The organism is Flindersiella endophytica (genome assembly GCF_054779015.1).
In genome coordinates, this window is sequence record NZ_BAAGYY010000042.1 from 122,610 (window position 1) to 147,286 (window position 24,677).

Annotated in this window: 24 protein-coding genes; 9 read left to right on the top strand and 15 right to left on the bottom strand. The window is 69.9% G+C overall.

The features are described 5' to 3' along the window. Positions 1–114: 114 nt before the first annotated feature. A complete protein-coding gene (locus ACYVF6_RS42790; RefSeq protein WP_460531650.1) occupies positions 115–1,047 on the bottom strand; it encodes a polysaccharide deacetylase family protein in 933 nt (310 codons plus the stop codon). A 276-nt stretch (positions 1,048–1,323) separates the two neighbouring features. Between ACYVF6_RS42790 and ACYVF6_RS42795 the strand changes: the two genes are divergently transcribed. Next, the gene (locus ACYVF6_RS42795; protein WP_460531653.1) at positions 1,324–2,316 is read left to right on the top strand and encodes a lytic polysaccharide monooxygenase auxiliary activity family 9 protein; all 993 of its coding nucleotides are present in this window, start codon (positions 1,324–1,326) and stop codon (positions 2,314–2,316) included. 102 nt (positions 2,317–2,418) lie between these two features. On the opposite strand, the gene ACYVF6_RS42800 is transcribed toward ACYVF6_RS42795, so the two are convergent. From ACYVF6_RS42800 to ACYVF6_RS42840, 9 genes are all read right to left on the bottom strand, one after another. Then, on the bottom strand, positions 2,419–3,150 hold the full coding sequence (locus tag ACYVF6_RS42800) for a tyrosine-protein phosphatase (protein ID WP_460531656.1): 732 nt from the start codon (positions 3,148–3,150) through the stop codon (positions 2,419–2,421). 89 nt (positions 3,151–3,239) lie between these two features. Beyond that, positions 3,240–4,034 carry an anti-sigma factor family protein gene (locus ACYVF6_RS42805; RefSeq protein WP_460531659.1) on the bottom strand — a complete coding sequence of 265 codons (795 nt, stop codon included), beginning with the start codon at positions 4,032–4,034 and terminating at the stop codon, positions 3,240–3,242. Further along, positions 4,031–4,564 carry a sigma-70 family RNA polymerase sigma factor gene (locus ACYVF6_RS42810; protein WP_460531662.1) on the bottom strand — a complete coding sequence of 178 codons (534 nt, stop codon included), beginning with the start codon at positions 4,562–4,564 and terminating at the stop codon, positions 4,031–4,033. The genes ACYVF6_RS42805 and ACYVF6_RS42810 overlap by 4 nt, the downstream gene beginning before the upstream one ends. Positions 4,565–4,602: 38 nt before the next feature. Continuing rightward, a complete protein-coding gene (locus ACYVF6_RS42815; protein ID WP_460531665.1) occupies positions 4,603–5,235 on the bottom strand; it encodes a hypothetical protein in 633 nt (210 codons plus the stop codon). Positions 5,236–5,268: 33 nt separating this feature from the next. Next, positions 5,269–6,309 (bottom strand): CHRD domain-containing protein, encoded by a 1,041-nt coding sequence (locus ACYVF6_RS42820; protein ID WP_460531668.1) that lies wholly within the window; start codon positions 6,307–6,309, stop codon positions 5,269–5,271. 337 nt (positions 6,310–6,646) lie between these two features. Further along, positions 6,647–8,023 carry a ribosome biogenesis GTPase Der gene (gene der / locus ACYVF6_RS42825; RefSeq protein ID WP_460531895.1) on the bottom strand — a complete coding sequence of 459 codons (1,377 nt, stop codon included), beginning with the start codon at positions 8,021–8,023 and terminating at the stop codon, positions 6,647–6,649. After that, the gene (locus ACYVF6_RS42830) at positions 8,019–8,735 is read right to left on the bottom strand and encodes a lysophospholipid acyltransferase family protein (RefSeq protein ID WP_460531671.1); all 717 of its coding nucleotides are present in this window, start codon (positions 8,733–8,735) and stop codon (positions 8,019–8,021) included. Before ACYVF6_RS42830 ends, der begins: the two co-directional genes overlap by 5 nt. Then, the gene (gene cmk, locus ACYVF6_RS42835; protein ID WP_460531674.1) at positions 8,732–9,400 is read right to left on the bottom strand and encodes a (d)CMP kinase; all 669 of its coding nucleotides are present in this window, start codon (positions 9,398–9,400) and stop codon (positions 8,732–8,734) included. The genes ACYVF6_RS42830 and cmk overlap by 4 nt, the downstream gene beginning before the upstream one ends. A 53-nt stretch (positions 9,401–9,453) precedes the next feature. Continuing rightward, on the bottom strand, positions 9,454–10,584 hold the full coding sequence (locus ACYVF6_RS42840; protein ID WP_460531677.1) for a prephenate dehydrogenase: 1,131 nt from the start codon (positions 10,582–10,584) through the stop codon (positions 9,454–9,456). A gap of 100 nt (positions 10,585–10,684) precedes the next feature. Between ACYVF6_RS42840 and ACYVF6_RS42845 the strand changes: the two genes are divergently transcribed. Then, positions 10,685–11,452, top strand: coding sequence for a hypothetical protein (locus ACYVF6_RS42845; RefSeq protein ID WP_460531680.1), 768 nt, complete (start codon positions 10,685–10,687; stop codon positions 11,450–11,452). A 30-nt stretch (positions 11,453–11,482) separates the two neighbouring features. On the opposite strand, the gene ACYVF6_RS42850 is transcribed toward ACYVF6_RS42845, so the two are convergent. After that, positions 11,483–12,475 (bottom strand): acyltransferase domain-containing protein, encoded by a 993-nt coding sequence (locus tag ACYVF6_RS42850; protein WP_460531683.1) that lies wholly within the window; start codon positions 12,473–12,475, stop codon positions 11,483–11,485. 249 nt (positions 12,476–12,724) lie between these two features. Here ACYVF6_RS42850 and ACYVF6_RS42855 point away from each other — a divergent pair, with 249 nt between their 5' ends. Next, positions 12,725–15,073, top strand: a complete 2,349-nt coding sequence (locus tag ACYVF6_RS42855; protein ID WP_460531686.1) for a beta-xylosidase/alpha-l-arabinosidase — start codon at positions 12,725–12,727, stop codon at positions 15,071–15,073. Positions 15,074–15,268: 195 nt separating this feature from the next. Here ACYVF6_RS42855 and ACYVF6_RS42860 read toward each other — a convergent pair whose 3' ends face one another. Continuing rightward, entirely contained in the window at positions 15,269–16,390 is a 1,122-nt protein-coding gene (locus ACYVF6_RS42860) for an endo-1,4-beta-xylanase (protein ID WP_460531689.1), read from the bottom strand. 202 nt (positions 16,391–16,592) lie between these two features. Between ACYVF6_RS42860 and ACYVF6_RS42865 the strand changes: the two genes are divergently transcribed. Both ACYVF6_RS42865 and ACYVF6_RS42870 read left to right on the top strand, forming a co-directional pair. Then, positions 16,593–17,612, top strand: coding sequence for a LacI family DNA-binding transcriptional regulator (locus tag ACYVF6_RS42865; protein WP_460531692.1), 1,020 nt, complete (start codon positions 16,593–16,595; stop codon positions 17,610–17,612). Between the two features lie 54 nt (positions 17,613–17,666). Beyond that, on the top strand, positions 17,667–19,715 hold the full coding sequence (locus tag ACYVF6_RS42870) for a hypothetical protein (protein ID WP_460531695.1): 2,049 nt from the start codon (positions 17,667–17,669) through the stop codon (positions 19,713–19,715). Here ACYVF6_RS42870 and ACYVF6_RS42875 read toward each other — a convergent pair. From ACYVF6_RS42875 to ACYVF6_RS42885, 3 genes are read right to left on the bottom strand one after another with little or no spacing between them, the layout of a single operon-like run. Continuing rightward, positions 19,712–20,209 carry an SRPBCC family protein gene (locus ACYVF6_RS42875; RefSeq protein WP_460531698.1) on the bottom strand — a complete coding sequence of 166 codons (498 nt, stop codon included), beginning with the start codon at positions 20,207–20,209 and terminating at the stop codon, positions 19,712–19,714. The genes ACYVF6_RS42870 and ACYVF6_RS42875 overlap by 4 nt on opposite strands. Positions 20,210–20,211: 2 nt before the next feature. After that, positions 20,212–20,559 carry an ArsR/SmtB family transcription factor gene (locus tag ACYVF6_RS42880; protein WP_460531701.1) on the bottom strand — a complete coding sequence of 116 codons (348 nt, stop codon included), beginning with the start codon at positions 20,557–20,559 and terminating at the stop codon, positions 20,212–20,214. Next, positions 20,556–21,101, bottom strand: coding sequence for a dihydrofolate reductase family protein (locus tag ACYVF6_RS42885; RefSeq protein WP_460531704.1), 546 nt, complete (start codon positions 21,099–21,101; stop codon positions 20,556–20,558). The genes ACYVF6_RS42880 and ACYVF6_RS42885 overlap by 4 nt, the downstream gene beginning before the upstream one ends. A gap of 217 nt (positions 21,102–21,318) precedes the next feature. On the opposite strand from ACYVF6_RS42885, the gene ACYVF6_RS42890 reads away from it, so the two are divergent. Genes ACYVF6_RS42890 through ACYVF6_RS42905 form a run of 4 tightly spaced genes read left to right on the top strand, consistent with a single transcriptional unit; the run spans position 21,319 to position 24,672 of the window. Beyond that, positions 21,319–22,134: a hypothetical protein gene (locus ACYVF6_RS42890; protein ID WP_460531707.1), complete on the top strand. Its 816-nt coding sequence runs from the start codon at positions 21,319–21,321 to the stop codon at positions 22,132–22,134. Then, positions 22,131–22,952, top strand: coding sequence for a hypothetical protein (locus tag ACYVF6_RS42895; protein WP_460531710.1), 822 nt, complete (start codon positions 22,131–22,133; stop codon positions 22,950–22,952). Before ACYVF6_RS42890 ends, ACYVF6_RS42895 begins: the two co-directional genes overlap by 4 nt. Then, positions 22,949–23,416: a hypothetical protein gene (locus ACYVF6_RS42900; protein WP_460531713.1), complete on the top strand. Its 468-nt coding sequence runs from the start codon at positions 22,949–22,951 to the stop codon at positions 23,414–23,416. Before ACYVF6_RS42895 ends, ACYVF6_RS42900 begins: the two co-directional genes overlap by 4 nt. After that, the gene (locus ACYVF6_RS42905) at positions 23,413–24,672 is read left to right on the top strand and encodes a hypothetical protein (RefSeq protein WP_460531716.1); all 1,260 of its coding nucleotides are present in this window, start codon (positions 23,413–23,415) and stop codon (positions 24,670–24,672) included. Before ACYVF6_RS42900 ends, ACYVF6_RS42905 begins: the two co-directional genes overlap by 4 nt. The last annotated feature ends 5 nt before the right edge of the window (positions 24,673–24,677 follow it).

Sequence of the window (24,677 nt, forward strand, 5' to 3'; positions counted from 1 at the left end):
GATGTGAATCCCCACCCGTCAGCGACGAAGGCCTCGTTGCGAAGGGGGGTCGACGTTACCGGCGCCGATCCGCGAGCGTCAAGACCTGACCGACCGAGCCCGGAGGTGCTCGGCCTAGCCGGCGGCGGCTGACTTGACGTACTCCGCGACCTCCGCGTGGGTCGCGTACCAGACGCCTTCGTGGGCGGCGATGTGGTCGAGCAGCTCGGAGAGTACGACCATTCGGGAACGGTGGCCGCTGACGTGCGGGTGCAGGGTCAGCTGGAACAGCCCGCCCTCGGCATACGCCTGGTCGAACTCGTCCCGCCAGATGCCGAGCACCGCACGCGGTGGTGTGTACGGCCGGGAGCCGGTGAACCGGTCCATCACGAAGTACGGGGCGTCGTCGCGGATCCATTCGACCGGGATCTCGACGACGCCGGTCGGCACGCCGTCGGCGAGGATTTCGTACGGGTCGTCGTCGGCCATCAGGGAGGAGTCGTAGAGCAGGCCGAGCTCACGGATCACGTCGAGCGTGTGGTGGCTGAAGTCCCAGGACGGTGTACGGATGCCGACCGGACGTACGCCTGCGACCTGCTCCAGCGTGTCGGCCGACCGGAACAGCAGTTCGCGCTCGTCCTTGGCCGACAGCTGGACGTTCCGCTCGTGGATCCACCCGTGCAGCGCGAGCTCGTGCCCGGCCGCGACATAGGCCCGCGCCTCGGCCGGATGCAGCAGCGCCGACACCGCCGGCATGTAGAACGACGCGCGTACGCCACGGGCCTCCAGCAGCCGCAGGATCCGGGGCGCCGCCGCCCGGCTGCCGTACTCCCCCTGCGACAGCTTGCCCGGCGACGTCTCACCGTCTCGCAGCGGAAGAGTCTCGTGGTCCGGGTCGAACGAGAGCGCGACCGCGACCCGCGCGCCACCCGGCCAGGCCGGCGGCGCCAGCGAGCGGCCCGCCCGTACGCGGTCGACGTGTCCGCGCCAGGTCGGTTCGTCCCACTGCCACGGCTGGACCGGGCTGGAGACAGAGGCAGCGTCAGAAACAGAGTCAGAGGTAGCCACCGCCCCAGGTTCGCCGTCGCGAGAGTTTCGCGCAATACGGGCGAATGGCCGATCCGGACCAACGCCTGCCCGAAGGCCCGAAGCCAACCCTTGGTTCGACGGATACAAACCGTTCACAAAAGAATTCAGACGCACTACACTCCGACTTGGGAGCGCTCCCACACACTTGATCAATACAGCGTCAGCAAGGGTCCTCACCTATCGAAACCATCGAAGGGAGGCGCTGTGAGGAAGCGAGAGCGGCGTGTGCTCGGCTTTTCCGCCATCCTCTTCGCCTTGATCGCAACCGTGTTCTGGGCCGCGCCGTCCGCGCAAGCGCACGGCACGCCGGTCTCACCCGGCAGCCGCACGTACCTGTGCTGGAAGGACGGCCTGACGCAGAGCGGTCAGATCGTCCCGAACAACCCGGCATGCGCGGCCGCGATCTCCCAGACCGGGGCCACCCCGTTGTACAACTGGTTCGCCGTCCTCCGTTCGGACGCCGCCGGCCGTACGACTGGGTTCATCCCCGACAACCAGTTGTGCAGCGGCGGAACCGGTGGGCCGTACGACTTCACCGGGTTCAACGCCAACCGCGACGACTGGCCGCTGACCCACCTGACCTCGGGCGCGGCCTGGCAGTTCAGGTACAACAACTGGGCCAACCACCCCGGCACGTTCTACATGTACGTGACCCGGAACGGCTGGACCCCGTCGCAGGGTCTGAAGTGGAGCGACCTGGAGCAGTTCGGCACCGCCACCAACCCGCCGGCGACCGGTGGGCCTGGTAACGCCGACACCTACTACTGGTGGAACGGGAACCTGCCGTCCGGTAAGAGCGGCCGGCACATCATCTACATGCGCTGGGTGCGTTCGGACAGCAGCGAGAACTTCTTCAGCTGCTCCGATGTCACCTTCGACGGTGGCAACGGTGAAGTCACCGGCATCGGACCGGGCTCAGGCCCCGGACCGGGCCCCGACCCGACACCTGGCGCCTGCAGCGCGACGATGCGGATCACGAACCCCTGGTCCGGCGGCTACCAGGGCGAGGTCACCGTTCGCAACACCGGTACGGAAGCCATGAGCGGCTGGACCGCGAGCTGGTCGTACACCAACAGTGAGACGATCAACTCCTTGTGGAACGGCACGTACTCACAGACCGCGAGTACGGTGACCGTGCGGAACGCCGATTGGAACCGCACGATCGCACCGAACGGCACGGCCACGGTCGGCTTCGTGGCGTCAGGCAGTACGCCGACGATCCCGACCCTTGCCTGCACCAGCCCGTAGCGGCCGCCGGCAACCCGCGACAAGCGATACCCGTCGTCCGCCTTCGCGAGATGGCGCTCCGGCAGCGGCAGGCGCTGCCGGAGCGCCACTTCGTCTCGCCGGTCAGCCCGGCTGGACGAGGCGGGCCCGCAGCGCGTCCAGGTCGGCAGCACCGAGTCCCCCGTGGCGGAGATAGCCTTCGGCGCCGCCGTACTTCCGGCGGAGGTGGGTGAGCACGCCGGTCAGGACGGCCGCGTCCATCCGGCCGTGGAGCCGTTCCGCGCGGGCCAGGCCGCGCGGGTCGTTCTTGGGGAAGTTGCGCTCGTTGATCAGGTGCAGCCGGTCGCCGGTCGCGAGGTAGTCGGCCAGTTGGTAGGCCTCGTCGACGCCCGCCACGGCCAGCGCCAGCGCCGTCACCACACCCGTGCGGTCCTTGCCACCCGAGCAGTGCACCGCGACTCCACCTGCCGGCGCCGACGCGATCGCGGCGACCGCCGAGGCGAAGAGCTCGGCGTGGATGTCGACCATCCGTACGTAGTCGGCCGCGAGGTCCTCGATCGGAGCCTGTTGGGTCGGCGCGACGGCGCGGTGGGCGTACATCGACGCGTCGCCGGCGAACGGGTTCGGCCAGCGCTCGAGCTCTTCGACGTTGCGCAGGTCAACCACGCGGCGCACGCCGTACGCCGTCACCGCGGCCTTGCCCGCGGCCGTGAGGTGCCGCAGGTCGTCGGTGCGTACGAGCGCGCCCCGCCGGATCACGCCGCCGGAGGCGGTCGGGAGCCCGCCGAGGTCACGCGCGTTCACGCACACCGGCCAGTCGATCCACGCGGGCTCGTACACCACACTGACCGGCATCCCGCCGCCTCCCACGCGTCCGCGACCACTCGTCCGAGACCGATTCTCCCGGATTCCGGTCCGGTCCTGCCCGGGATGCCCGGTCCTGGTCAGGCGGGGATGCTCAGCAGCCGTTCACCGTCGCGCTCGCCACCGAGGATCATGACGTCGAACCGGGCGATCTGGTCGCGCTTGAACGATGTGCCGCCGTGGAGCATGCCCGGCTTCGGTGAGCCTGGGACACCCCACCCCTTCGGCGGGACGGCCCACCCGGTGACCACTCGCTTCGCACCCGACGTGCTGACCGCCACCAGCTCGCACTCCAGCGGCCCGCGGACGTTCTCGAGCTGCAGCGCGACATGCGTGCCCCAGGGCTTCGTCTCCACCGCGATCACACCGGCGGCCTTGGTCTTCGGATCGGTCGCGGAGGTCCGGGCACCGGTCATCAGCAGTTGCTCGGCCGGTCCGGTCGGCCCGGCGACGTCGTGCTGCCCGGCCGGCTCGTCACCGCCGAGGACCACGCCGATCGCGCCGCCACCAGCCACCAGCACCACGCCCGCGGCGATCGCCAGCGCCACCCGCCCCCGCCTGCGGGAACGGTCAGCCGTGGCCTTGCGGCGCAACAGGTCGACCACCGGCGCCGACCGCGGGTCAGCAGCAACGCCGGATCCAGTAGGGCCCGGGCCCACGTGCTTTCCGGAGACTTCGCTCTGCTCGGGATGCTGTGCCTGCGGAGGGTTCTGCCGGACCTCTCCCAGCAGCTGCGCCATCTCACCGAACTCACGCAACTCCGCCTGGCACGCCGGGCAGGTCGCCAGGTGCGCCTCGAACGCATGCCGGTCGGATTCTTCCAACAGCCCGAGGGCGTAGGCGCCGACATCTGTGTGTTGGACGTTGCTCGTCACGACGTCACGCCCCTTTCCTCGAGTACGACCCGAAGTGCACGAAGTGCGTAGTAGACCCGTGATTTCACGGTACCCAAAGGAATTCCCAGCACCTCGGATGCCTGGTTGACTGTTCGGTCGCGCAGGATCGTCTCGGTCAGCACCTCGCGGTGGGCGGGCGACAGCTCGTTGAGAGCGTCCGCGACCACGACCGAACGCAGCAAGTGCTCTGTCTGGTCGGGCACGGGCAGGTTCTCCAACGGACCGTCACCCCCTTCCGGTGGCCTGGCTTGGCGACGTCGTTGATCGTCGATGACGATACGGCGTGCGACGGTCGCGAGCCAAGGCATCAGCGAAGGTCCGGTCAGATCCAGCCGCGCGGCGTTGCGCCATGCGCGCACCATCGTCTCCTGGACGACATCTTCGGCGTACGCGCGGTCCCCGCCCGCCAGTCGGAGTACGAAACTGTGCAGGCCGGCGTGATATTGACGATACAGCGCAGCCATCAACTGGTCATCGTCGACAGCCGGACGTCGTACGAGCCGCGGCATGCCTGCAGATCGTACGACGTCCACCGGGGTTGGTGCCATCAGTAGCCGTAACCCGAATCGTCGTCCTGCTGATCGTCCTGGTTGTCCTGGTCGTCCTGGTTACCCTGGTCGTCCTGCTTGTCTTCCTGCTTGTCGTCTTGCTTGTCGTCCTGCTTCTGCTGGGCCGCCGGCGCCTTCGCTCCGTCCGGCGCGGCGACGAACCACGTGCCCTGGACGCCCTGGCCCTTGATGTCACCGGCCTGCTTGTCGTCGGCGAAGCGGTACAGCGGCCAGCCCTTCAGCGTGACCTGCTGGCTGCCGTCCGGCCGGTCGACGGTGCCGACCAGATCGGCCTCGATGCCGTCGACGTTGACCTTCTCGCCGGCCAGGACGGGCGGCCATTTCTCGGCGCAGGCGTCGACGCAGTTCGTGGCCGACGGGTTGTTGGTGTCCTGGTCGAAGCGGTAGAGCGTACGACCCTGCTCGTCTGTGACGATGTCGCCGAGCCGGTCGTTGCTGGCCGTACCCAGTGCCGCGGTGAGCTCGTCGGCGGCGGACGCCGAGGGCGAGGCGGCCTTCTGCTGGTTGGCGTTGGCGGAGCTGGTGAGCTTGTCGGCAGCGCCGCATCCGGCGGTGAGCAGTCCGATGACGGCGACGGAGACGAGTGCCGCGGTCCGCAGTTTCGTAAGCATGGTTGGCCTTTCGGAAGCTGGTTCGGGTAAAGGTCAGCCGGCTCGGAAGAGCTGGCCACGTACCGCACCGCCGGGGAACTCACCGGTGTGCAGGTTGGTGTAGTAGTTCGAGGGGTTGGCGTTGATCCGGTCGACGATCGCCGGGTCGATGCCCTCGATCTGGCCGGCGATGCCGGTGATCGTGCGAGGCAGGCCGTTCGGCGTGGCCTCGAACAGCGGGACGACCGGGTCACCGTTGTTTCCGGCCGTTCCCTTGTGGATGTGGCCGACGGTCGGAGGCTGGATCCCGGACCAGCTGAACGAGTAGGCCACGCAGTTGCCCCAAGCGCGGGCCAGCGCGGTGGCGTGCCCGTCGGGGTCGCCGGCGGCCTTGCCGTCCTTCGGCGCGATCTCCTGCTTGCCGTCGTCCAGCGAGGTGAGCGGTCCACCTTGCAGCACGCTGTTGAAGTCGAACGCCTTGTCCAGCGGGCGCAGCTGGCCACGTACGGCGCCGCCGGGGAACTCGGCCGTGTGCACGTTGGCGTAGAAGCCGTCCGGGTCACCCACCAGCTGGTCCACGACGGCAGCATCGGCGGTGAGCGTCCCCGTCACAGCCTTGACACCGTTCGGCAGCTTGGAGGCGAACAGCGGCACCTTCACGTCGCCGTTCTGACCGGCCTTGCCCAGATGGAGATGCGCGGCTGTCGGCGCCTGGATTCCCTTCCAGGAAAGGGCGAACGTGACCTCTTTGCCGGTGACCCGGAGCCAGGCGGTGGCGCTGCCGTTGTCGTCGCCGACCTTCGGGCCGCCCTGTTCCTGGACTTCCTCGTCACCGCTGAGCTCCGCCCGGAAGAACGAGACATCGCTGCGGTTCGGCGCGGCCTGCACGATCACCGGCTCGGTCGGACCCTTGTCCCCACCGTGGGCCGCGTGCTCGTCGCCGCCCATGTCCGGCCGGTCGACCGTACCCAGCACCGACTTGAACTGGTTGCCGGATCCGGGCTGGTTCACCTTCGCCAGTACGACAGCGGCGACGGTCAAGCTGATCACGACCGCGATGACGGCGAGCGGTAGGACGAACCTGCTTTTCGACATGACATCCCCTCGGTGCTGAAGCTTTGCCGTTGTGCCCTCCCGTACGGAGGGCGCGTGGCCGAGGGTTCAAATGTCGTTGGAAGAAATTCTTGGATCGTGGATTGGCAACCGGACCTGGGGATCAACCCCCAGGTCTAGGCCGTGTTTCATCAATATCGCCTGACGCGACTTCGTCGGACGCGCTCTATTGAATTTGCGCCTCCGGCGCGTGGCTGGCATCCACGCTGCCGGCCCCGCGGCGCCTCGCGAGTATGCCGGACACGAGCATCGGCCCACGGAACCGGTAGCGCGGCGCCATGCGCCGCGCGCTTGACCGGCCCTATTTCTGAAACACGACCTAGCGGCTGCGCTTGCGCTTCTCCCGGATCTTCAGCTGGATGTCGATCGGAGAGCCGATGAAGCCGAACTCCTCACGCAGCCGGCGTTCGATGAAGCGGCGGTAGCTCGCCTCCAGGAATCCGGTCGTGAACAGCAGGAACTTCGGCGGGCTGCTCTGCGGCTGCGTGCCGAACAGGATGCGCGGCTGCTTGCCGCCCCGGATCGGGTGGGGATGTTCGGCGACCAGCCGGCCGAGGAAGCCGTTGAGCTCCGAGGTCGGCACGCGGGTGGACCAGCCCTCGAGCGCCGCGTCGATCCCGCGGACGAGGCGGTCGACGTGCCAGCCGGTGCGCGCCGAGATGTTGACCCGCGGCGCCCAGGTCACCTGGACCAGCTGCCGGTCGAGCTCCTTCTCCAGCTGCGAGCGGCGGTAGTCGTCGAGCAGGTCCCACTTGTTGAACGCCAGCACCAGCCCGCGGCCGGCCTCGGAAACCGAGGAGATGATCCGCAGATCCTGCTCGGCCAGTGGCTCGGACGCGTCGAGCAGGACGACCGCGATCTCGGACCGCTCGACCGCGGCGGACGTGCGCAGGCTGGCGTAGTACTCGTGGCCGGACGCGTCCTTGACCCGCCGCCGGATGCCGGCGGTGTCGACGAACCGCCAGGTGCGGCCACCGAGCTCGACCAGCTCGTCGACCGGGTCGACGGTGGTGCCGGCCACGGAGTCGACGACGACCCGCTCCTCGCCGGCGAGCTTGTTGAGCAGGCTGGACTTCCCGACGTTCGGCCGCCCGACCAGCGCGATCCGGCGCGGCCCTCCGACCTCGGGATCGCGCTCCTGCGGCGCTTCCGGCAGGACGTCGAACACGGCGTCGAGCAGGTCGCCGCTGCCCCGCCCGTGGATCGCGGACACGGGCACGGGCTCGCCGAGGCCGAGCGACCACAGCGCCGCGGCCTCCATGTCGCCGCGCTGGTCGTCGGCCTTGTTGGCCGCGACCACGACCGGCTTGCCGGCCTTACGCAGGACTCGCACCACGCCCTCGTCGGCGTCGGTCACGCCGACCGTCACGTCGAGGACGAACAGGACCACGTCGGCGGCGCCCGCCGCGAGCTCGGCCTGCGCAGTCACCCGGGCCGCGAACCCCGTCGCGTCGGGGTCCCAGCCACCGGTGTCGACGAGCGTGAACCGGCGGCCGCGCCAAGTGGCGTCGTAGGCCACCCGGTCGCGCGTGACGCCCGGAACGTCCTCGACCACGGCTTCCCGCCGGCCCAGGATCCGGTTGACCAGCGTCGACTTGCCGACGTTGGGCCGGCCCACGACCGCGACCACCGGCGCGTCAGGCTCCACGCCCGCGTCATCGACCGCGCCGGCGTCGAAGCCCTCAATGTCGTCAATGCTCACTGGCCTGTTCTTTCCCTGAGTGGACGGATCCCGGCAAAGCGCGCCCGGTCAGCTCACAGGCGCGCCGCACATGCTCAACCAGGGTGTCACGCAGCTGCAAAGTGTGTTCGCGCACGGTGTCCTGCCGGCGTGGCCACGGCGTCCGCGGCAGCCGGATCGGCTCACCGAGGACGACGTCCAGGCGCTGCCGCAGCGGTGGCACCGAGCCGGTCGACCGGCCGGCGGCCCGGACGCCGAGGCACGCCACCGGGACGATCGGCGCCCCGGTGCACAACGCGAGGTAGGCGAGCCCTGACCTGATCTGGGCGAAGTCGCCCGCGCCCCGGGCGCCTTCGGGGTAGATCGCGAGCAGGTCGCCGCGCTCGAGCACGGCCAGCGAGGACCGCACCGCCGCCACGTCGACCTGGAAGCGGTCGACGGAGATCTGCCCGAGGGCTGTCAGCGCGCGCCCGACCACGCCGTGGAACATCTCCATCTTCACCAGCGCGTACACCGGACGGGGCATCGTGGCGTACAGGAGCGGCCCGTCCAGGAACCCTGTGTGGTTCGACGCCAGGATCACCGGCCCGCTCGACGGCATCAGCTCGCGGCCGTGCACCCGCAGGTTCCACGCGGTGCGCATCACGGCCTTGCCGAGTGGACCGAGCAGCCAGGCACCGTGCCGGGGCGGGCCTGGCGCGTCCCGCCAGTACGTCGAGAGGTTCATGCTCCGCGTTCGGCGGCCAGGCCCGCGATGTGGTCGACCACCTGGTCCAGGCTCATGACAGTGGTGTCGACGGCGATCGCGTCGTCGGCCTGCTTCAGCGGCGAGGACTCGCGCTGGGAGTCGCGCTGGTCGCGGCGGGCCATCTCCTGCAGCGTCTGCTGGACCTCGACCTGGACGCCGGCCAGCCCTTCGGCCGAACGACGCCGGGCCCGCTCGCCGGGATCGGCGGTCAGGAAGATCTTGAGGTCGGCGTTGGGGAGGACGACGGTGCCGATGTCGCGGCCCTCGACGACGATGCCGCCCTCGCCGATCAGCTCGCGCTGCAGCTTGACCATCTGCTTGCGGATGGCAGGCACTGCCGCGACCGCGCTGACGGCGTTGGTGACCTCGCGCGAACGGATCGGGCCGGACACGTCCTGCCCGTCGACCGCGATCGTCGGGTGGTCAGGGTCGGTGCCGGACGACAGCTCCGGCTCGGTGGCATGTGCGGCCACCGCCTCGGCGTCGTGCACGTCGACGCCTGCGTTGAGCATCCACCAGGCCGCGGCGCGATACATCGCACCCGTGTCGAGATAACGAAGGCCGAGCTTGCCGGCCACGCCCCTGGCAGTGCTGGACTTGCCCGACCCCGACGGCCCGTCCACAGCGATCACGATCCGCGACAACTTCGCACCCTTCCAATCGTTTGGGTGAGACTACCTGTGGGCGGCCGGGCGTCCTACCCGTGGACTGACCAGCCGTGCTCCTCGAGGGCTTCCAGCAGCTTCGGCAGCGCGCTCGGTGCGACCGCCAGCTCGGCCAGACCGGCGGGCGTGCCCGGGCTGTGGTCGATGCGGATGTCCTCGATGTTGACGCCCGCCTCGCCGACGTTCGCGAACAGCCGGGCCAGCTCGCCGGGCTGGTCGGGCAGCAGAACGGGCACGAGTGCGAACGCCTCACGCTGGGCGCCGTGCTTGCCGGGGAGCCGGCGGACGCCGGTGCCGCCGCGTTCGAGGGTGCCGCGCAGCGGGTCGATGTCGTCGTCGGCGGGAGTCGCGGCAGGGGTCGCGGCAGCGGTCGCAGCCGCGGTGGCGTCGAGCTTGTCGAGCGTCACCGCGAGCTGCTGCAGGTCCTGTGCGGCCTCGTGCAGCAGGCGCGCCACCGGACGGGCGTTCGCGGACAGGATCTGTGTCCACATCGCGGGATCGCCGGCCGCGATCCGCGTGACGTCGCGCAGGCCCTGGCCGGCCAGCAGCAGGTGGTCCTCGGCCGCCGTCGTCAGCAGGCCGGCGACGACCGACGCCGCGACCTGCGGAACGTGCGAGACCAGTGCGACGGCCTCGTCGTGCTCGGCGGGGGTCATCCGGACGGGGAACGCGCCACAGATCGTCGCGAGCGCTTCGACGGTCTCGACGGCCCGGTCGGCACTGCCGGGGTGCGGCGTCACCGCCCACGCGCGGCCGTCGAACAGCGCGTCGCGCGCGGCGAGCGGCCCGGACTGCTCACTGCCGGCCATCGGGTGCCCGCCGGCGTAGCGGCCGGAGGCGTCGGGGGCCAGCGTGCGTACGTCGGCCGCCGCCTGCGCCTTCACGCTTCCGAGGTCGGTGACGATCGCGTTCGGATAGCGGTGCAGCGCGTCGGCCACGATCCGGCCGAGCAGCGCCGGCGGTACGCCCACGATCACCAGGTCGGGGTCCGGCGAGTCGTCGGACAACGGGATGCCGGCGCCGAGTGAGACGGCCAGCCGCAGGTGAGAGGCGTCGGCGTCGGTCAGCAGCACCTCGACGTCAGCCGCCTGGAGAGCGAGGCCGACCGAGGTGCCCATCAGGCCGGTTCCGATGATCAGCACACGCCCGAACGGAGAATTCATAATGCGGCAAGTGTATTGCGGCGGTTCTGGGGCTCAGATCGGCGCCGAAAACCATTACGCTGAACGCAACCAGGGAGACACTCGGCGAAGCGAGGGATGCATGCGCATTGTCGGCCGCGCCAAGGTGGTTGCCGCTGCGGCGGCGCTCGGGCTCATCGTGACTGGATGCGCCCAGAGCGGACCCAACTACCCCACCGGAGCTGACCAGGTTGTGCTCAGACTCACCCAGATCCAGGGCTACCTAAAGCCAGGTGAGCCGGCATCGATCGTTCCGCAGTTCACCATGTACGGCGACGGCCGGACCATCATGCTGGCACCGCGCGGCACGGGGCTGATGCCCGAGCTTCGCGAGCTCCGGCTGCCGAAGGAACGCGTCCAGCAGCTGGTCGACCACGCGATCGACGCCGACGTACTCGACGAACGCGAGGCCGGCACCGACATCGCGCCCGACGCACCGATCTCCCTTATGACGTTGACGGCCGAGGAGCGCTCGGGCACCTCCGAGCTGGGCCCCAAGGTCGGAGGCGACCTCGGCGAGCTGCGCGAGACGATGCTCGAGTACGCCGCCAACCCCAACGCCACCCGCTACCCCATCTCGGCGATCGCGGTGCTGGCCACCCCGATCGACGGCCAGCCCGACCGGACCTGGCCACTCGGCCCGCTGCGCATCGACAAGACTCGGATCGACGGCGCCTACTGCGTGATCTACCGCGGCAACGACGTCCAGACGGTGGCGAGAGAGGCGGAACGGGCAGCACCCGGCGACACGTGGTACAGCGGCGAGGCGACCTACGTCCTGTCGTTCCGCCCGATGCTGCCCGACGAGAAGAGCTGCGACTCGCTGTCGACGCGCTCCCGCGCGGACTGACCCGCAATGACCACGGTCAGTGTCGGCTGACTAGAGCTCGAGCCAGCCGGTACGCACCTTCCAGTGCCGGCCGTCCTTCAGGTGCCGGACGATCGCGCGCTCCAGCGTCGTCTGCTGGGGCAGCTCGTCGATCACCGGGTCGAGCTTGCGGAACACGAACTGGAACACCGCCCTGTCGCCCTCGTGGTCGCCGTCGAGCAGCTTGAAGCGGCGCTGGAACCGCACGATGTTGGAGTCCTCCGGGAGGTACTCCGCGAACTGGTCGTCGAGCAGCCAGGACGAGCAGTTGGCGTAGCGGTAGGGCTCCTCCGGAAAGTACGTCGCGTAGAACTCCTTCGCCCGCCGGAACGACTCGTCGCACGCCTCCGGTGTCATCGGGCCCGACTCGGGGATGTGGACGCCGAGCACGTAGTCGCCCTCGCCGTACGGCGCACCGGCCTTGGCCTGGTCGTCGCTCCGGATCTGCTGGCGGTTGAGCTGTAGGCGGCCGAAGTCGTAGATGTTGCCGCGGAAGTGCAGCGCGAACCAGAACTGCACGTCGAGCCCGCCGCGGCCGTGGATCCGCCGGTAGATCGCGATCTGACGACCGAAATCGGCCAAGGTCGCCCAGACGATGTCGTCCGGGATGCCGCGCCCGCCGAAGTACGCCAGCACGTCCGGCAGGGCGGCCAGCATCACGTACGCGTAGAAGAACCGGCCCTTGGCGCCGAGCTTCTCCGGCAGGTGCGGCATCGCCGGGCCCCAGAGGTCGCCGCGGCCGAGCCCCATCGAGCCGGTCAGCCTGTCGCGGGTGCGTTCGAGCAACCACCACAGCTCCGGATCGCGCTCCGGCGAGGGCAGGGACTCCACGAGGTCCTCGGCGTCGTCCGGGCGTACGGCCATCCGGTCCAGCAGCGCGCGCAACTCCTCGCCCTGCGGCAGGCGCACCGGGCGCGGCTCCTTGTTCCCGGCCAGCCCGGCCACCCAGGCGGCGTACTCGTCTCCCGGCCCGAGCCATTCACCGACCGCTGCCGCATCAACCACGCTGCCTCCAAGGCCTTTCCATACGTATGCACTGGTACTCGCACTGATACGCCGGGACAATACCGCCGCTTTGCCCGAGCACCCGACCGCATTTCCATGCCAGGCCAGGTATGCCCACTCATGGCCAACTCCTGGTCGCGATGCACCATGGCAGGCCCCGAGCGGCTACCCTGGCGGCAGCTCCGACAATTTCCGGAAGTCTTCCGTAAGTCCTACCTCACGAAGACCCGACAGGACGGGACCGATTCGATGCCGCACGAACCCTGGCAGGACACCTCGCTCCCGCCATCGCAACGAGTTGCCGATCTGCTGTCCCGGATGACGCTGGAGGAGAAGGTCTCCCAGCTCTACGGCGTGTGGGTCGGCGTGGACGCCGACGGCGAAGCGGTCGCACCTCACCAGCACGACCTGTCCGACCCCGATCTGGACTGGCAGGCGGTGATCGCCGGCGGGCTGGGTCAGCTCACCCGCCCGTTCGGAACCGCGCCGGTCGATCCGGCCGTCGGCGCCCGGGTGCTGGCCAAGACCCAGACGGAGATCGCCGCGGCCAACCGGTTCGGCATACCGGCCGTCGCACACGAGGAGTGCCTGACGGGGTTCATGACCTGGCAGGCGACCACGTATCCCACGCCGCTGGCCTGGGGCGCGACGTTCGACCCCGACCTCGTTCAGAAGATGGCCGAGCAGATCGGCACCGCGATGCGCGCGGTCGGCATCCACCAGGGCCTGGCGCCGGTCGTCGACGTCTCCAGGGACTCGCGCTGGGGCCGGACCGAGGAGACGATCGGTGAGGACCCGCACCTGGTCGGGACGATCGGTGCGGCCTACGTCCGCGGCCTGGAGTCGACCGGGATCATCGCGACGCTGAAGCACTTCGCGGGCTACTCCGCGTCCCGCGCGGGCCGCAACCACGGGCCGACCGGGTTCGGGCCGCGCGAGCTCGCCGACGTACTGCTGCCGCCGTTCGAGCTGGCGCTGCGCGAGGGTGGCGCACGCTCGGTCATGGCCGCCTACACCGACGTCGACGGAGTTCCGGCCCACGCCGCTCTCGAGCTGCTGACCCACCTGCTGCGCGAAGACTGGGGCTTCAGCGGAACGCTGGTCGCCGACTACTTCGGGATCTCGTTCCTCGAGGTCCTGTACGGCGTGGCGGGGAGCACGGACGAGGCCGCCGCGCTGGCGCTGGCCGCCGGCGTCGACATCGAGCTGCCGACCATGCGGTGCTACGGCGAGCCGCTACTGCAGGCCGTCCGCTCCGGCGCGGCATCGGAGGAGCTGGTCGACCGCGCCGCCACCCGCGTACTGCTGCAGAAGTGCGAGCTCGGCCTGCTCGACCCCGACTGGGCGAAGTCGGCCGCTCCACCGGACGGCCCGATCGTCCTCGACCCGCCGGAGAACCGCGCGCTGGCTCGGAGGCTCGCCGAGGAGTCGGTGGTGCTGCTGGCCAACGACGGTGGCCTGCCGCTGGCACCGGACGCCGAGATCGCGCTGGTCGGGCCGGTCGCGGACGAGCCGATGGCGATGCTCGGCTGCTACACGCTCCCGAGCCACGTCCAGCGGCACCACCCCGAGGTGCCGCTCGGCGTCGACATCCCGTCGGTGCTGCAGGCGCTGCGAGCCGAGCTTCCCGCGGCCGGGATCAAGCACGTCGCGGCCGGAACGGTCGAGAGCATCGACGAGGCCGGGATCGCCGAGGCGGTCTCGGCGGCGTCGGCGGCACAGGTCTGCGTCGCCGTGCTGGGCGACCGGTCGGGCCTGTTCGGGAACGGTACGTCCGGCGAGGGCTGCGACGCCGAGGAGCTCAGGCTGCCGGGCCAGCAGGAGCAGCTGCTGGAGGCGCTGCTGGCCACCGGAACGCCGGTCGTGCTGGTGCTGCTCGCGGGCCGGCCGTACGCGCTCGGGTCGTTCGCCGGGCGGCTCGCGGGCATCGTGCAGACGTTCTTCCCCGGTGAGGAAGGCGGTCCGGCGATCGCGGGGGTGCTGTCGGGCCGAAGCTGCCCGTCCGGCCGGCTCCCGGTGAGCGTGCCGCGGGTGCCGGGCGGTCAGCCGGCGCCGTACCTCTCCCCGAGGCTCGGTCGGCGGACCGACGTCAGCAACATCGACCCCACCGCCCTGTTCCCGTTCGGGCACGGACTGTCGTACACGTCGTTCGCATGGGAGGCTCCGCCGTCGGATCCGGATCCGGCCGAGGTCGTCGAGATCCCGACCGACGGATCGCTCACGGCCTCCGTCGTCGTACGCAACACCGGCGAGCGGGCTGGGACCGAGGTCGTCCAGCTCTACCTGCACGATCCGGTGGCGCAGGTGAGCCGGCCGGTGGTGCAGCTGATCGGGTACGCACGGGTCACGCTGGAGCCCGGCGAGGCCCGGCTGGTGACGTTCGAGGTGCACGCCGACCTGACCTCGTTCACCGGTCGGGGCGGCCGGCGGGTCGTGGAGCCGGGCGACATCGAGCTGCGGCTGGGGCCGTCGAGCGGCGAGGCGCGGCACGTGGTGCGGGCCCGGCTCACCGGTCCGGAGCGGGTCGTCGGAGCTGACCGCCGGATGACGGCGGGAACCAGGGCCGAACCGCTTGACCCGGAGTTCGCGAGGCCGTAACGTCAGCGGTGGCGGAAGTTATCGGCAGATTGCCGAAAAGTTTCGCAGAACCCTTCCTTCAGGGTTAACGCCCAGACCGCGACCGACTCGCCTGTCGACCGCCCTCCGCAGCGAGTCGGTCGCATCTGGGCCAGGCCGAGTGCGCCGCCCAGCGCCTCGGCCATTCCTGTTTTCAGGTCCGGCTCCTGCACCGGGTCAGCGGTGTCCCCCGGCCAGCATCAGGTCGGCGCGGATCCCGCCGAGTGCCGCCTTGGGCTGGAAGTTCACGTCCAGCAGGCAGGCTTCGCCCTGGCCGTCGAAGACGCCCGGCACCCAGGAGTACTTGTCGGTGAAGCCCCAGACCGTGAACGACCGGCAGCGATCGGCGAGCAGCGCGCCCTGCATCAGTGTGTGGTAGCCCTGCACCTGCGCCTGGTTCTTCACGGTGTCGTTCGGCAGCACCATCCGGACGTCGACCTCGGTGAGCGAGGTCTCGAGGCCGAGCGCCTCGAACCGCCGCAGGTTCTCCGCGACGGCCTCGGCCGGGTAGAAGCCGTACTGCACGCCAAGGTGGCCCTGCGCCCCGAAGCCCTGCACCGGCACCCGCCGGGCGAGCAGCTGCTTGACGAGCGCGTAGTACGCGTCGCTCTTCGCGCTGATGCCCTCGACGTTGTAGTCGTTCAGGTAGAGCTTGACCTTCGGATCGGCCTGGTGCGCCCAGCGGAACGCGTCGGCGATGTAGTCCGGCCCGAGCAGGCGCAGGAACGGCGTGTCGCGCAGGTTGCCGTTGTCGTCGATCACCTCGTTCACGACGTCCCACTGGTAGAGCTTGCCCCGGAAGTGGCCGGCGACGTCGAAGATGTGCTTGCGGAGCAGCTGCCGCAGCTCGTCGGCGCCGATCGTGCCGTCGGCGATGCCGGCAACGAGCCATTCCGGCAGCTGGTTGTGCCAGAGCAGCGTGTGGCCGCGGACGGCCTGGCGGTTCGCCCGGGCGAACCGCACGAGCGCGTCGGCCGGGGCCCAGTCGTACTCACCGCGCCGCGGCTCCAGCGGGCCCCACTTCATGACGTTCTCGGCGGTCAGCGACGAGAACTCCCTGGCGACCCACTCGCGGTAGGTCTGGTCGTCCTCCAGCGCGGTCATGTTGACGGCGGTTCCGATCCGCAGGCCAACCCGGCTGCCGAGCTCCCCAAGCGTCCGGCTTCGGTCGTTGGTCCCGGCCCGGTCGTTCGTACGGGCACCGGACCTTGTGCTGGCGGCCGCGGGCGCGGCCGGCGCGACCGCGGCAGCCGAAGAAAGCAGCGCTGCGCCGACGACGAAGCGGCGAGTCGGAGTCATTGGTGATTCCCTCCCTGGGAAGCTCAGGTAGCCTGAGCAGAGATGGTTTCCGGAATGTTTCCGGAAGGTATCTCGCACCGTAGAACTCCGCTTCAGTAGCGTCAAGCCATACGCTATGAGCCGGGAAGCGAGAAACCATTGCTCTACCTGTGCTCAACAGTGCTCAAACCTGGGGGAAACCCAGCAACACGAGGAGGCGCCCGTGGCCACAGACGAGAACCGGCGGGTGACCATCACCGCTATCGCCGAAGAAGCCGGCGTCTCCGTTCCGACCGTGTCCCGGGTGGTCAACGGCCGGTCGGATGTTTCACCCAAGACCCGGGAACGCGTCGAGGAGCTGCTCCGGCGGCACGGCTACCGCAGGCGTAGCGCGCGGTCCCGTGACCGGGCGAGCCTGATCGACCTGGTGTTCAACGACCTCGACAGCCCATGGGCCGTTGAGATCATCCGTGGCGTGGAGGACATCGCGCACGCGGAGTTCGTCGGAACGGTCGTCTCGGCGATCCACCGGAAGTCCCGGTCGGCACGGCAGTGGCTGCAGAACCTCCGCGCCCGCGCGAGCGACGGCGTGATCCTGGTGGCTTCCGCTCCCGACCCGCAGCTGCAAGCCGAGCTTGACCGGTTGAACGTCCCCACGGTCGTGGTCGACCCGGTCGGCAGTCCGGCGCTGGAAGTTCCGACGATAGGCGCGACCAACTGGGCGGGCGGCCTGTCGGCGACCGAGCACCTGCTGTCGCTCGGGCATCGCCGGATCGGGCTGATCGCCGGCCCGCGGCTGCTGCGGTGCAGCCGCGCCCGGCTCGACGGCTACCGCGCCGGCCTGGAGGCCGCCGACCTCGAGATCGACGACTCGCTGGTCTTCCAGGGCGACTTCTACCACCAGTCCGGGTTCGAGGGCGCGAACGCGTTGCTCTCCCACTCCGAGCCGCCCACGGCGATCTTCGCCTCCAGCGACCAGATGGCGTTCGGCGTCTACGAGGCGCTGCGGCAGCGGCGGTTGAGAGTGCCGGAGGACATCAGCGTCGTCGGGTTCGACGACCTGCCGGAGGCGCGCTGGACGTCGCCGCCGTTGACCACGGTGCGGCAGCCGCTGGCCGAAATGGGACGCCTCGCGGCCAGGACTGTACTCCGGCTCGCGCAGGGCGAAACTGTGGAGAGTCCGCGGGTCGACCTCGCCACGGAGCTCATCGTCCGCGACAGCACCGCTTCCGTCCACAACTGATCGGGAGCGCCGCCCCGGCGAGGCCGCTCGGCTGCGTGGTTTGGGAGGGGACGCATGCGCCGTTCGGTTGTCCGCTGGTGGGTCGCGCTGTTCAGCGCCGCGTTGCTCGGCGCGGTGCTCGTGCCAGGTTCGGCAGTGGCCGGTCCGGGGCCCGGTCTGGGTGCCGCGCGAACGGGCGATCCGGTCGCCGCGCTCGGTGCTTCCGTCCGCGCGGCGGCGCCCGCGTGCGATCCGGTCGATCCCGCGGCTTGTCTGCTGCCGTTCCCCAACGACTACTTCACCGTTCCCTCCCGATCGACCGCGACCGGCGTCCGCGTCGACTTCGCGCTGTCAGCGATGCCGAGGAACGCGCTCGGGCTGCCGATCGACCCGACGGAGTGGAACCGGTCCGACGGCTTCAGCCCGGGTTCGATGCTGCTGACCCACGTGCCGGGCATCGACCTGGCGCGTACGGGCGCGGCTCCGGTCACCGACATCGGGCGGTCGCTCGCCGCTGACGCGCCGATCGTCCTGCTGGATGCCCGTACCGGCGAGCGGGCGCCGTACTGGGCCGAGCTCGACGCGTCCGATCCGCAGCACCGAGCGCTGATCATCCGGCCGGCCCGCAACCTGCGAGAAGGCGCGCGGTACGTCGTCGCGCTGCGGAACCTCCGGTCCGCGACCGGCGAGCTGCTCTCCCCCAATCCGGTGTTCGCGGCGTTGCTGAGCCGGACACCGCCTTCGGACCGGTCGTTGCTGAAGCGCTGGGCCTACACGCAGCGGGCACTGCTGTCGTTGCGCCAGGCGCGGGTAGGCACGTCGGGTCTCTATCTGGCCTGGGACTTCACGGTCGCCAGCCGGCAGGGCCTGACCCGGCGGATGCTGTCGATGCGCGACCAGGCGTTCTCCGCGTTGGGCGATCAGGCACCCGCGTTCACGGTCGACCGGGTGACCGACTACACAGCCGAGCAGAACCCGCGGATCGCCCGGCAGGTGCAGGGAACGCTGAGTGTGCCGTCGTACCTCAACCTGCCGTTGGGTCCGCCCGGCAGCCGGCTGCTGCTCGACGCGTCGGGACGGCCTGCACACCTGCCCGGGAACGTCCAACTGGCGGGGTTCGTCTGCAGCATTCCGCGTTCGGCGAGTGCTGCCGCTCCGGCCAAGCCGGTCCTGTACGGCCACGGGCTGCTGGGTGACCCGAGTGAGATCGACTCGGGAGCCTTGCAGAGCTACATGCTCGAGGCGAACACCATGCTGTGCGCGACGCCGTGGATCGGGATGGCGCGCGAGGACATCCCGAACGTGATCGCGTCGCTGGCCGACGTGTCGCGGTTTCCGTCGGTTCCGGATCGGACGCAGCAGGGCTTCCTGAACTTCCTGTTCCTGGGGCGGGCCGCCGTTCACGCGAGCGGCTTCGTGGCGTCGCCTGCGTTCGCCGACGCTTCGGGTCGGTCCCTGGTGGGGCGGGATCTGGCGTACCTGGGCAACAGTCAGGGCGGCATCCTCGGTGGTGCGCTGACGGCGGTGTCCCAGGACTTCCGGCGGGCAGCGCTCGGCGTACCCGGGATGAACTACTCGACGCTGCTCAACCGCAGCGTCGACTTCGACCAGTTCCGCGCCGTCTTCGACCCGGCGTACCCGGACCGGCTCGACCAGCAGGTCGTGTTCGCGCTCATGCAGATGGTCTGGGACCGTGGCGAGGCGAACGGCTATGCGGCACATATGACGTCGGCTCCGCTCCCGCGTACTCCGTCGCACCGCGTCCTCCTGATCGAGGCCCTCGGCGACCACCAGGTGGCGAACGCCGCAACGGAGGTCGAGGCGCGAACCGTTGGAGCGCGGGTGCGTCAACCGGCGGTGGCGCCGGGACGCAGCCTGGACGTGTCGCCGTTCTGGGGCATCTCGCCGGTGCCGGCGACGCCGTACGCGGGAAGCGCCCTGGTGATGGTCGACAGCGGCTCGCCGCTCCCCCCGCCGGCCAACCTGCCACCACGCGAGGGCGCGGACCCGCACAGCCATCCCCGCAACTCCCCCGCCATCCGCGCGATGATCGCCCACTTCCTCGACACCGGCGAGCTCGTCGACACCTGCGCGGGCGTGCCGTGCACCGCGTCACCTGGCTAGGGCTCCTGGTCGTTGCCGGCTTGCAGCCGGGCCAGCACGCGGGCCAGCTGCTCGGCGGAGGCACGGGCGCCCAGCTCCGCGCCCTGCTCGACGATGCGGTCGCGGTTCGCCACCGACTGGAAGCACGAGACCGACCGCACCTCCGTCCAGGCCCCGCCGAGCTCGTCGAACGTCGTGGTGTCGAGCGACACGTGGCCCGGACTGCCTTCGTACTCGAAGGTCTGCACGATGCCGTCCGGCGACGGAGTTCCGTGGAAGACACCCCGGAACGCGTGGACGCCTCCGTCGGAATCGTGGCTGAGGTAGCGCCAGCGGCCGCCGTCGCGCAGGTCGTAGCGTTCGATCGTCATCGTCGCGTCGCAGCCGGCCAGCCACTGGGCGAGGATCTCCGGCTCGGTGTAGGCCCGGTAGACCAGATCGCGCGGGGCGTCGAACCGCCGCGTGATGATGATCAGCGGCACGCCGGGGTCGGCGGTGATCTGCGTCATGTTCATGGCTACTGCTCTTCCCGGTCGACGGCTTGCAGCTCGGCGAGCAGGACGTCGAGCCGTTGGTGTCGAAGATCCCAGAAGCGCTGGTAGGCCGCCAGCCAGGCGGTCGCCTCGCGTAACGGCTCGGCCTGGAGATGGCTCAGCCGGGCGGTCGCGTGGCGATGCCGGGTGATCAGGCCGGCCTTCTCCAGCACCTTCAAGTGCTGCGAGATCGCCGGCTGCGAGACGGCGTGCGGCCTGGCGAGCTCGCCGACCGTGGCGTCACCCTGGCTGAGCTGCGCGAGGATCGCGCGCCGGGTCGGGTCGGCGAGCGCACCGAAGACCAGGCTGAGCGGGTCGGTGGGCGCCGTCACTGCCCGGCCTTCGCGGGCCGGTACTCCAGCACGACGAGCCGGTTGTCCAGCACCTTGGTGTCGAGCAGCTCGAGACCGCCGCGGGCCTTGCCCACCGAGAACGGCTCGCGCCCGTCGTCGCCGAGGACGATCGGGAACACCGTGAGCTTGAGCCGGTCGACCAAGCCGGCTTCGAGCAGGCCCCGGATCAGCCTGAGGCTGCCGATCGTACGGAGCGGGAGCTCCGACTCCTGCTTGAGCGCCCGGACCGCCTCGGCCGGCTCGCCCCTGATCAGGCGGGTGTTCTGCCAGGCCGGCGGCTCCTCGAGCGTGTTCGTCAGCACGAACTTCGGGGTCTCGTTCATCCCGCTGTCGTCGTCGGAGGCCATCGGCGCGAGCGCTTCGTACGTCACGCGGCCCATCAGGATCGCGTGTGGAGTGCTCATCGTGTCGGCGATCTGGCGTTCGAGATCCGGTCCGTAGAAGCCGAAGTAGGCCTCGCCGTTGACCGCACCGGCGAAGTTGTCGAGCGAGACGAAGAGGTCGGCGGTGAGCTCAACCATAACTGACTCCTTTCAAAAGCAATTACTTATGAAGGTAGCTCGCCGATTGTCCGGGAGTCAAGCCGGCCGAAACGGAGGTACGCTGAGCAGCGTCGCGCGGAAGGGCGCCTCCGGGTTCGCGGATAGGACTGGGTCCACCTTCACAGCAGCATGAGTCTCACCGGCCGTGACTTCTCCTCGGCCTGGATGCGAACCGCAGGCCGTGCTGGGAGAAGCCATGAGCCCGTTCTCGCTTCCACCTGACGTACGACTGAGTGAGCTTCGCAAGTACGCCAAGGGCCTCGCCAAGGTCGCCGCCTCCGGCGACGCGGGGGTGCTGGCGAAGTTCGCCGAGCTCGCCAAGGAGCCGTCGCTGACGTCGGCACAGCTGCTGGTCGCACGTGAGTTCGGCTTCGCGAGCTGGGCGAAGCTCAGGCAGCACGTCGAGCGCAACGAGGCCGACCCGGGGGGCGCGGCCGTCCGGCGGACCCGCAAGCGCGACGGGCGCATACCGCGGGAGGAGCTGCCGGCGGTAGTGCCGGTCGGCGCGTTCGTCGCGGACACGCCCCGGTTCACGCTCGCCATCCGTTCGATCCGGGTGCACAGCAACTGCTGCCTGATCGACCTCGACTGGGTGGCGCGCAGGACCGTGGAGAGCGCGGCCGTGTGGCGCGGGCTGAGCCGCACCGTCTTCTGCAACCTGGCCGATCCGTGGCCGGGCTGGGAGGAGTACACCGGCGGCAGCCGCCCGTTCTTCGCCCTGACCTACGCCGACGGGCGCGAGGTCTGCAGCGACTCGGCCCACTGGATTCGCCGGGCACAGGCCGAGCCGGACGTCGACGTACCGATCCTGCGCACTGTCGGCGGCGGCAGCTCGTCGGCCGAGGACGACGCGGCCCACTATGCGACGACGCACCTGTACCTCTCTCCGCTGCCACCGGCGGGTGAGCTGTCGTTCACGTTCGGCTGGCCGGCGTTCGGCCTCCACCACGCCACCACCGTCCTCGACGCGACGGCCATCAACGAAGCAGCGAAGCGGGTGCGGCAACTGTGAACACCTATCCTCTCCCACCCGACGTGGACCTCCGCGACGTTCATCAGTACGCGAAGGACCTCTTGCGCGCTGCGGAAGCGGGCGCACCCGGCGTTCTCGCGCGGTTCGCGGAGATCTCGAAACACCCTTCCCGCACCGCGGCCCAGCTGCTCGTCGCCCGGGAGTTCGGGTTCGCCAGCTGGTCGAAGCTGAGGCAGCAGATCGAACGCAATGCGGCCGATCCGAACTACCGCGAGATCCGGCTGGCTCGCCGGTATCGCGGCCAGATCTCATCCGACGAGGGGTGCGCGGTCGTACCCGTGGAGCTGGTCGTCGCGAGACTGCCGGCGTTCTCGCTCGCGGTGTGCGCCGTCCGGGTCTACAGCACCTGCTACGTAGTCGACCTGAGCTGGGTCAACCGGCGCACCACCGAGCCCGACGAGGCGTGGCGGTGGTGGACCATGTGGCTGTTCACCAACCCGTTCTTCCCACGCCCCGAAGCCCGGGTCGAGCCGGCGACACTTACGGTCGAGTACGCCGACGGAGCATCTGCCAGCAACCGGAGCGACGACTGGGCCGGCCTGGAGAACGCCCATGCCTGGTTGGCGAAACCACGGTTTTCCCAGCCGCGGGGCTCCGGCGGCGCCCGCGACCACCGCGGTACAGCCTGGTACTCCAGGCGCGATCTCCTGCTGTGGCCGCTACCTCCGCCCGGTGAGCTCCGGCTCACGTTCGACTGGCCGGCGTTCGGCGCCCGCGGCCTGCGCGCGGTCCTGGACGCCACCGCGATCCACGCGGCAACGAGGCGGGTCCGGCGGTTTCCCGGAGGTGCGCGATGAGTGCCGGTGAGCTGCCTGCCGTCCTACCGGTCGAGACGTTCCTCGCGAACTCGCCGAAGGCCACGATCGACCTCAGCGCCATCTACGTCTACAGCGACCACTGCGAGTTCGACATGACCTGGGCTCTGCGCCGCACGCCCGAAGAGCTGAAGGTTTGGCAGGAACACGTCGCGGACGACATCGACTACCAGTTCCAGGGACGTTACGCGGGCGACCCGGAGTTCAGCCGGCTGCGCTGCATCGCTGAACTCGCCGATGGAAGCATCCTTCCTGACTTCGCAGGCGGGGTCCTTGGCTCCACATCGATGTCACATGGCGATGCGAGTCCAGCTCTGGAGCCGCTGCCGCCTTCGGGCGAGCTGCGTATCACGCTCGACTGGCCGGAGTTCGGCATCCACAACGTCGTCACGATCCTGGACGCGACCGCGATCAACCAGGCGGCGAGGCGGGTGCAGCCACTGTGAACGCGTACTCGCTTCCACCGCACGTCCTGCTGCACGAGCTGCGCCGGGATGCGAAGCGTCTCCTCGAAGCCGCACTCGACGGGGATGTGCCTTGCCTGGAACGGTTCTACGAGATCGGCAAGGAACCGTCGCTGACCGCGGCGCAGCTCCTGGTCGCCCGGGACCATGGGTTCAGCAGCTGGGCCAAGCTCAAGCAGCAGGCCGAACGCAACGCCGCCGACCCGCGGACCGAGGTCCTGCGCCAGTTGATCCGCCGGCGCGGCCGTTCGCCGGAACCTGAGCTCGCCGCCGTCGTTCCGTACGAGCAAGTCGTCCCCGCCGCTTCGGATGCGAAGGTCGTGGTCAGCTCCGTGCGCGTCCACAGCGATCGCTGTGTCATCGACCTGGAGTCGGAGCCGCTGTCCAGCAACGACGTGGACGGGCTGCGGGTGACCGGCGTGCGGTTCGCGGACGGGCGGTCGAGCGGGCATGACTGGGTGGCGGAGATGATGGCCAACCCCGGTGTCGAGGTGCCGCTGTTGCAGTGGTCGGAAGGCTTCGGCGGCTACCGAGTCTCCGTGCGACCGCTGCCTCCGCCCGGTGACCTGCACCTCACGATCGCCTGGCCGGGTGCGGGGATCCCAGACGGTACGTCCGTCGCGCTGGACACGACGCCGATCCGGGCAGCCGTCGGTAAGGTCCGCCCGTTCACACTCGGGTCCGCGGCCGACGACGCGCCGCCGGGCAGCATCGAGGAAGCCGTGGGCACACCGGACGCCCCACCGAGAGGGCCGCGACCGCTGTTCGGAGACCCGTCGGAGGACGCGATCAGCGCGATCGTCCCGGTCAGTAAGGTCGTCGCGCGTTCCAGCCGGCTGGCCGTCGCCGTCCACGCCATCCGGGTCCACCGGGCGTGGTGCATGCTGGAGGTCGAGTGGATCACGCCGTGGACGACGGACCGGTGTTCGCCTTATGTGATGGCGATCCCGCAGATGTTCCGGAGGTCGGGGCCGTACGTCGACGGCCGGATCCTGACACCGCGGTTCGGCTTCGTCTTCTCCGACGGCAGGTCGCCTGCAGTCCGGTCGAGAGAGGGTGGTGACCCCGGGTTACCCAGAGGCCGATACTCCAGAGGACAGACCGAGCTGAGGCTGGCGCCATTGCCACCACCCGGCGAGGTTCGCTTCTGGCTCGCCTGGCCGGACCTCGGCGTGGCGGAGACCACGACGATCCTGGATGGGACGGGGATACTGCAGGCGGCACAGCGGCTCCAGTAACGTGC

Coding starts and splice junctions, on each gene's coding strand:
- ACYVF6_RS42885 (WP_460531704.1), bottom strand. CDS start 21,101: ATGGTTGAGCTCACCGCCGACCTCTTCGTCTCGCTCGACAACTTCGCC.
- ACYVF6_RS42890 (WP_460531707.1), top strand. CDS start 21,319: ATGAGCCCGTTCTCGCTTCCACCTGACGTACGACTGAGTGAGCTTCGC.
- ACYVF6_RS42840 (WP_460531677.1), bottom strand. CDS start 10,584: ATGAATTCTCCGTTCGGGCGTGTGCTGATCATCGGAACCGGCCTGATG.
- ACYVF6_RS42800 (WP_460531656.1), bottom strand. CDS start 3,150: ATGCCGGTCAGTGTGGTGTACGAGCCCGCGTGGATCGACTGGCCGGTG.
- ACYVF6_RS42845 (WP_460531680.1), top strand. CDS start 10,685: ATGCGCATTGTCGGCCGCGCCAAGGTGGTTGCCGCTGCGGCGGCGCTC.
- ACYVF6_RS42900 (WP_460531713.1), top strand. CDS start 22,949: ATGAGTGCCGGTGAGCTGCCTGCCGTCCTACCGGTCGAGACGTTCCTC.
- ACYVF6_RS42815 (WP_460531665.1), bottom strand. CDS start 5,235: ATGCTTACGAAACTGCGGACCGCGGCACTCGTCTCCGTCGCCGTCATC.
- ACYVF6_RS42860 (WP_460531689.1), bottom strand. CDS start 16,390: ATGACTCCGACTCGCCGCTTCGTCGTCGGCGCAGCGCTGCTTTCTTCG.
- ACYVF6_RS42875 (WP_460531698.1), bottom strand. CDS start 20,209: ATGAACATGACGCAGATCACCGCCGACCCCGGCGTGCCGCTGATCATC.
- ACYVF6_RS42810 (WP_460531662.1), bottom strand. CDS start 4,564: ATGCCGCGGCTCGTACGACGTCCGGCTGTCGACGATGACCAGTTGATG.
- ACYVF6_RS42855 (WP_460531686.1), top strand. CDS start 12,725: ATGCCGCACGAACCCTGGCAGGACACCTCGCTCCCGCCATCGCAACGA.
- ACYVF6_RS42820 (WP_460531668.1), bottom strand. CDS start 6,309: ATGTCGAAAAGCAGGTTCGTCCTACCGCTCGCCGTCATCGCGGTCGTG.
- ACYVF6_RS42870 (WP_460531695.1), top strand. CDS start 17,667: ATGCGCCGTTCGGTTGTCCGCTGGTGGGTCGCGCTGTTCAGCGCCGCG.
- ACYVF6_RS42830 (WP_460531671.1), bottom strand. CDS start 8,735: ATGAACCTCTCGACGTACTGGCGGGACGCGCCAGGCCCGCCCCGGCAC.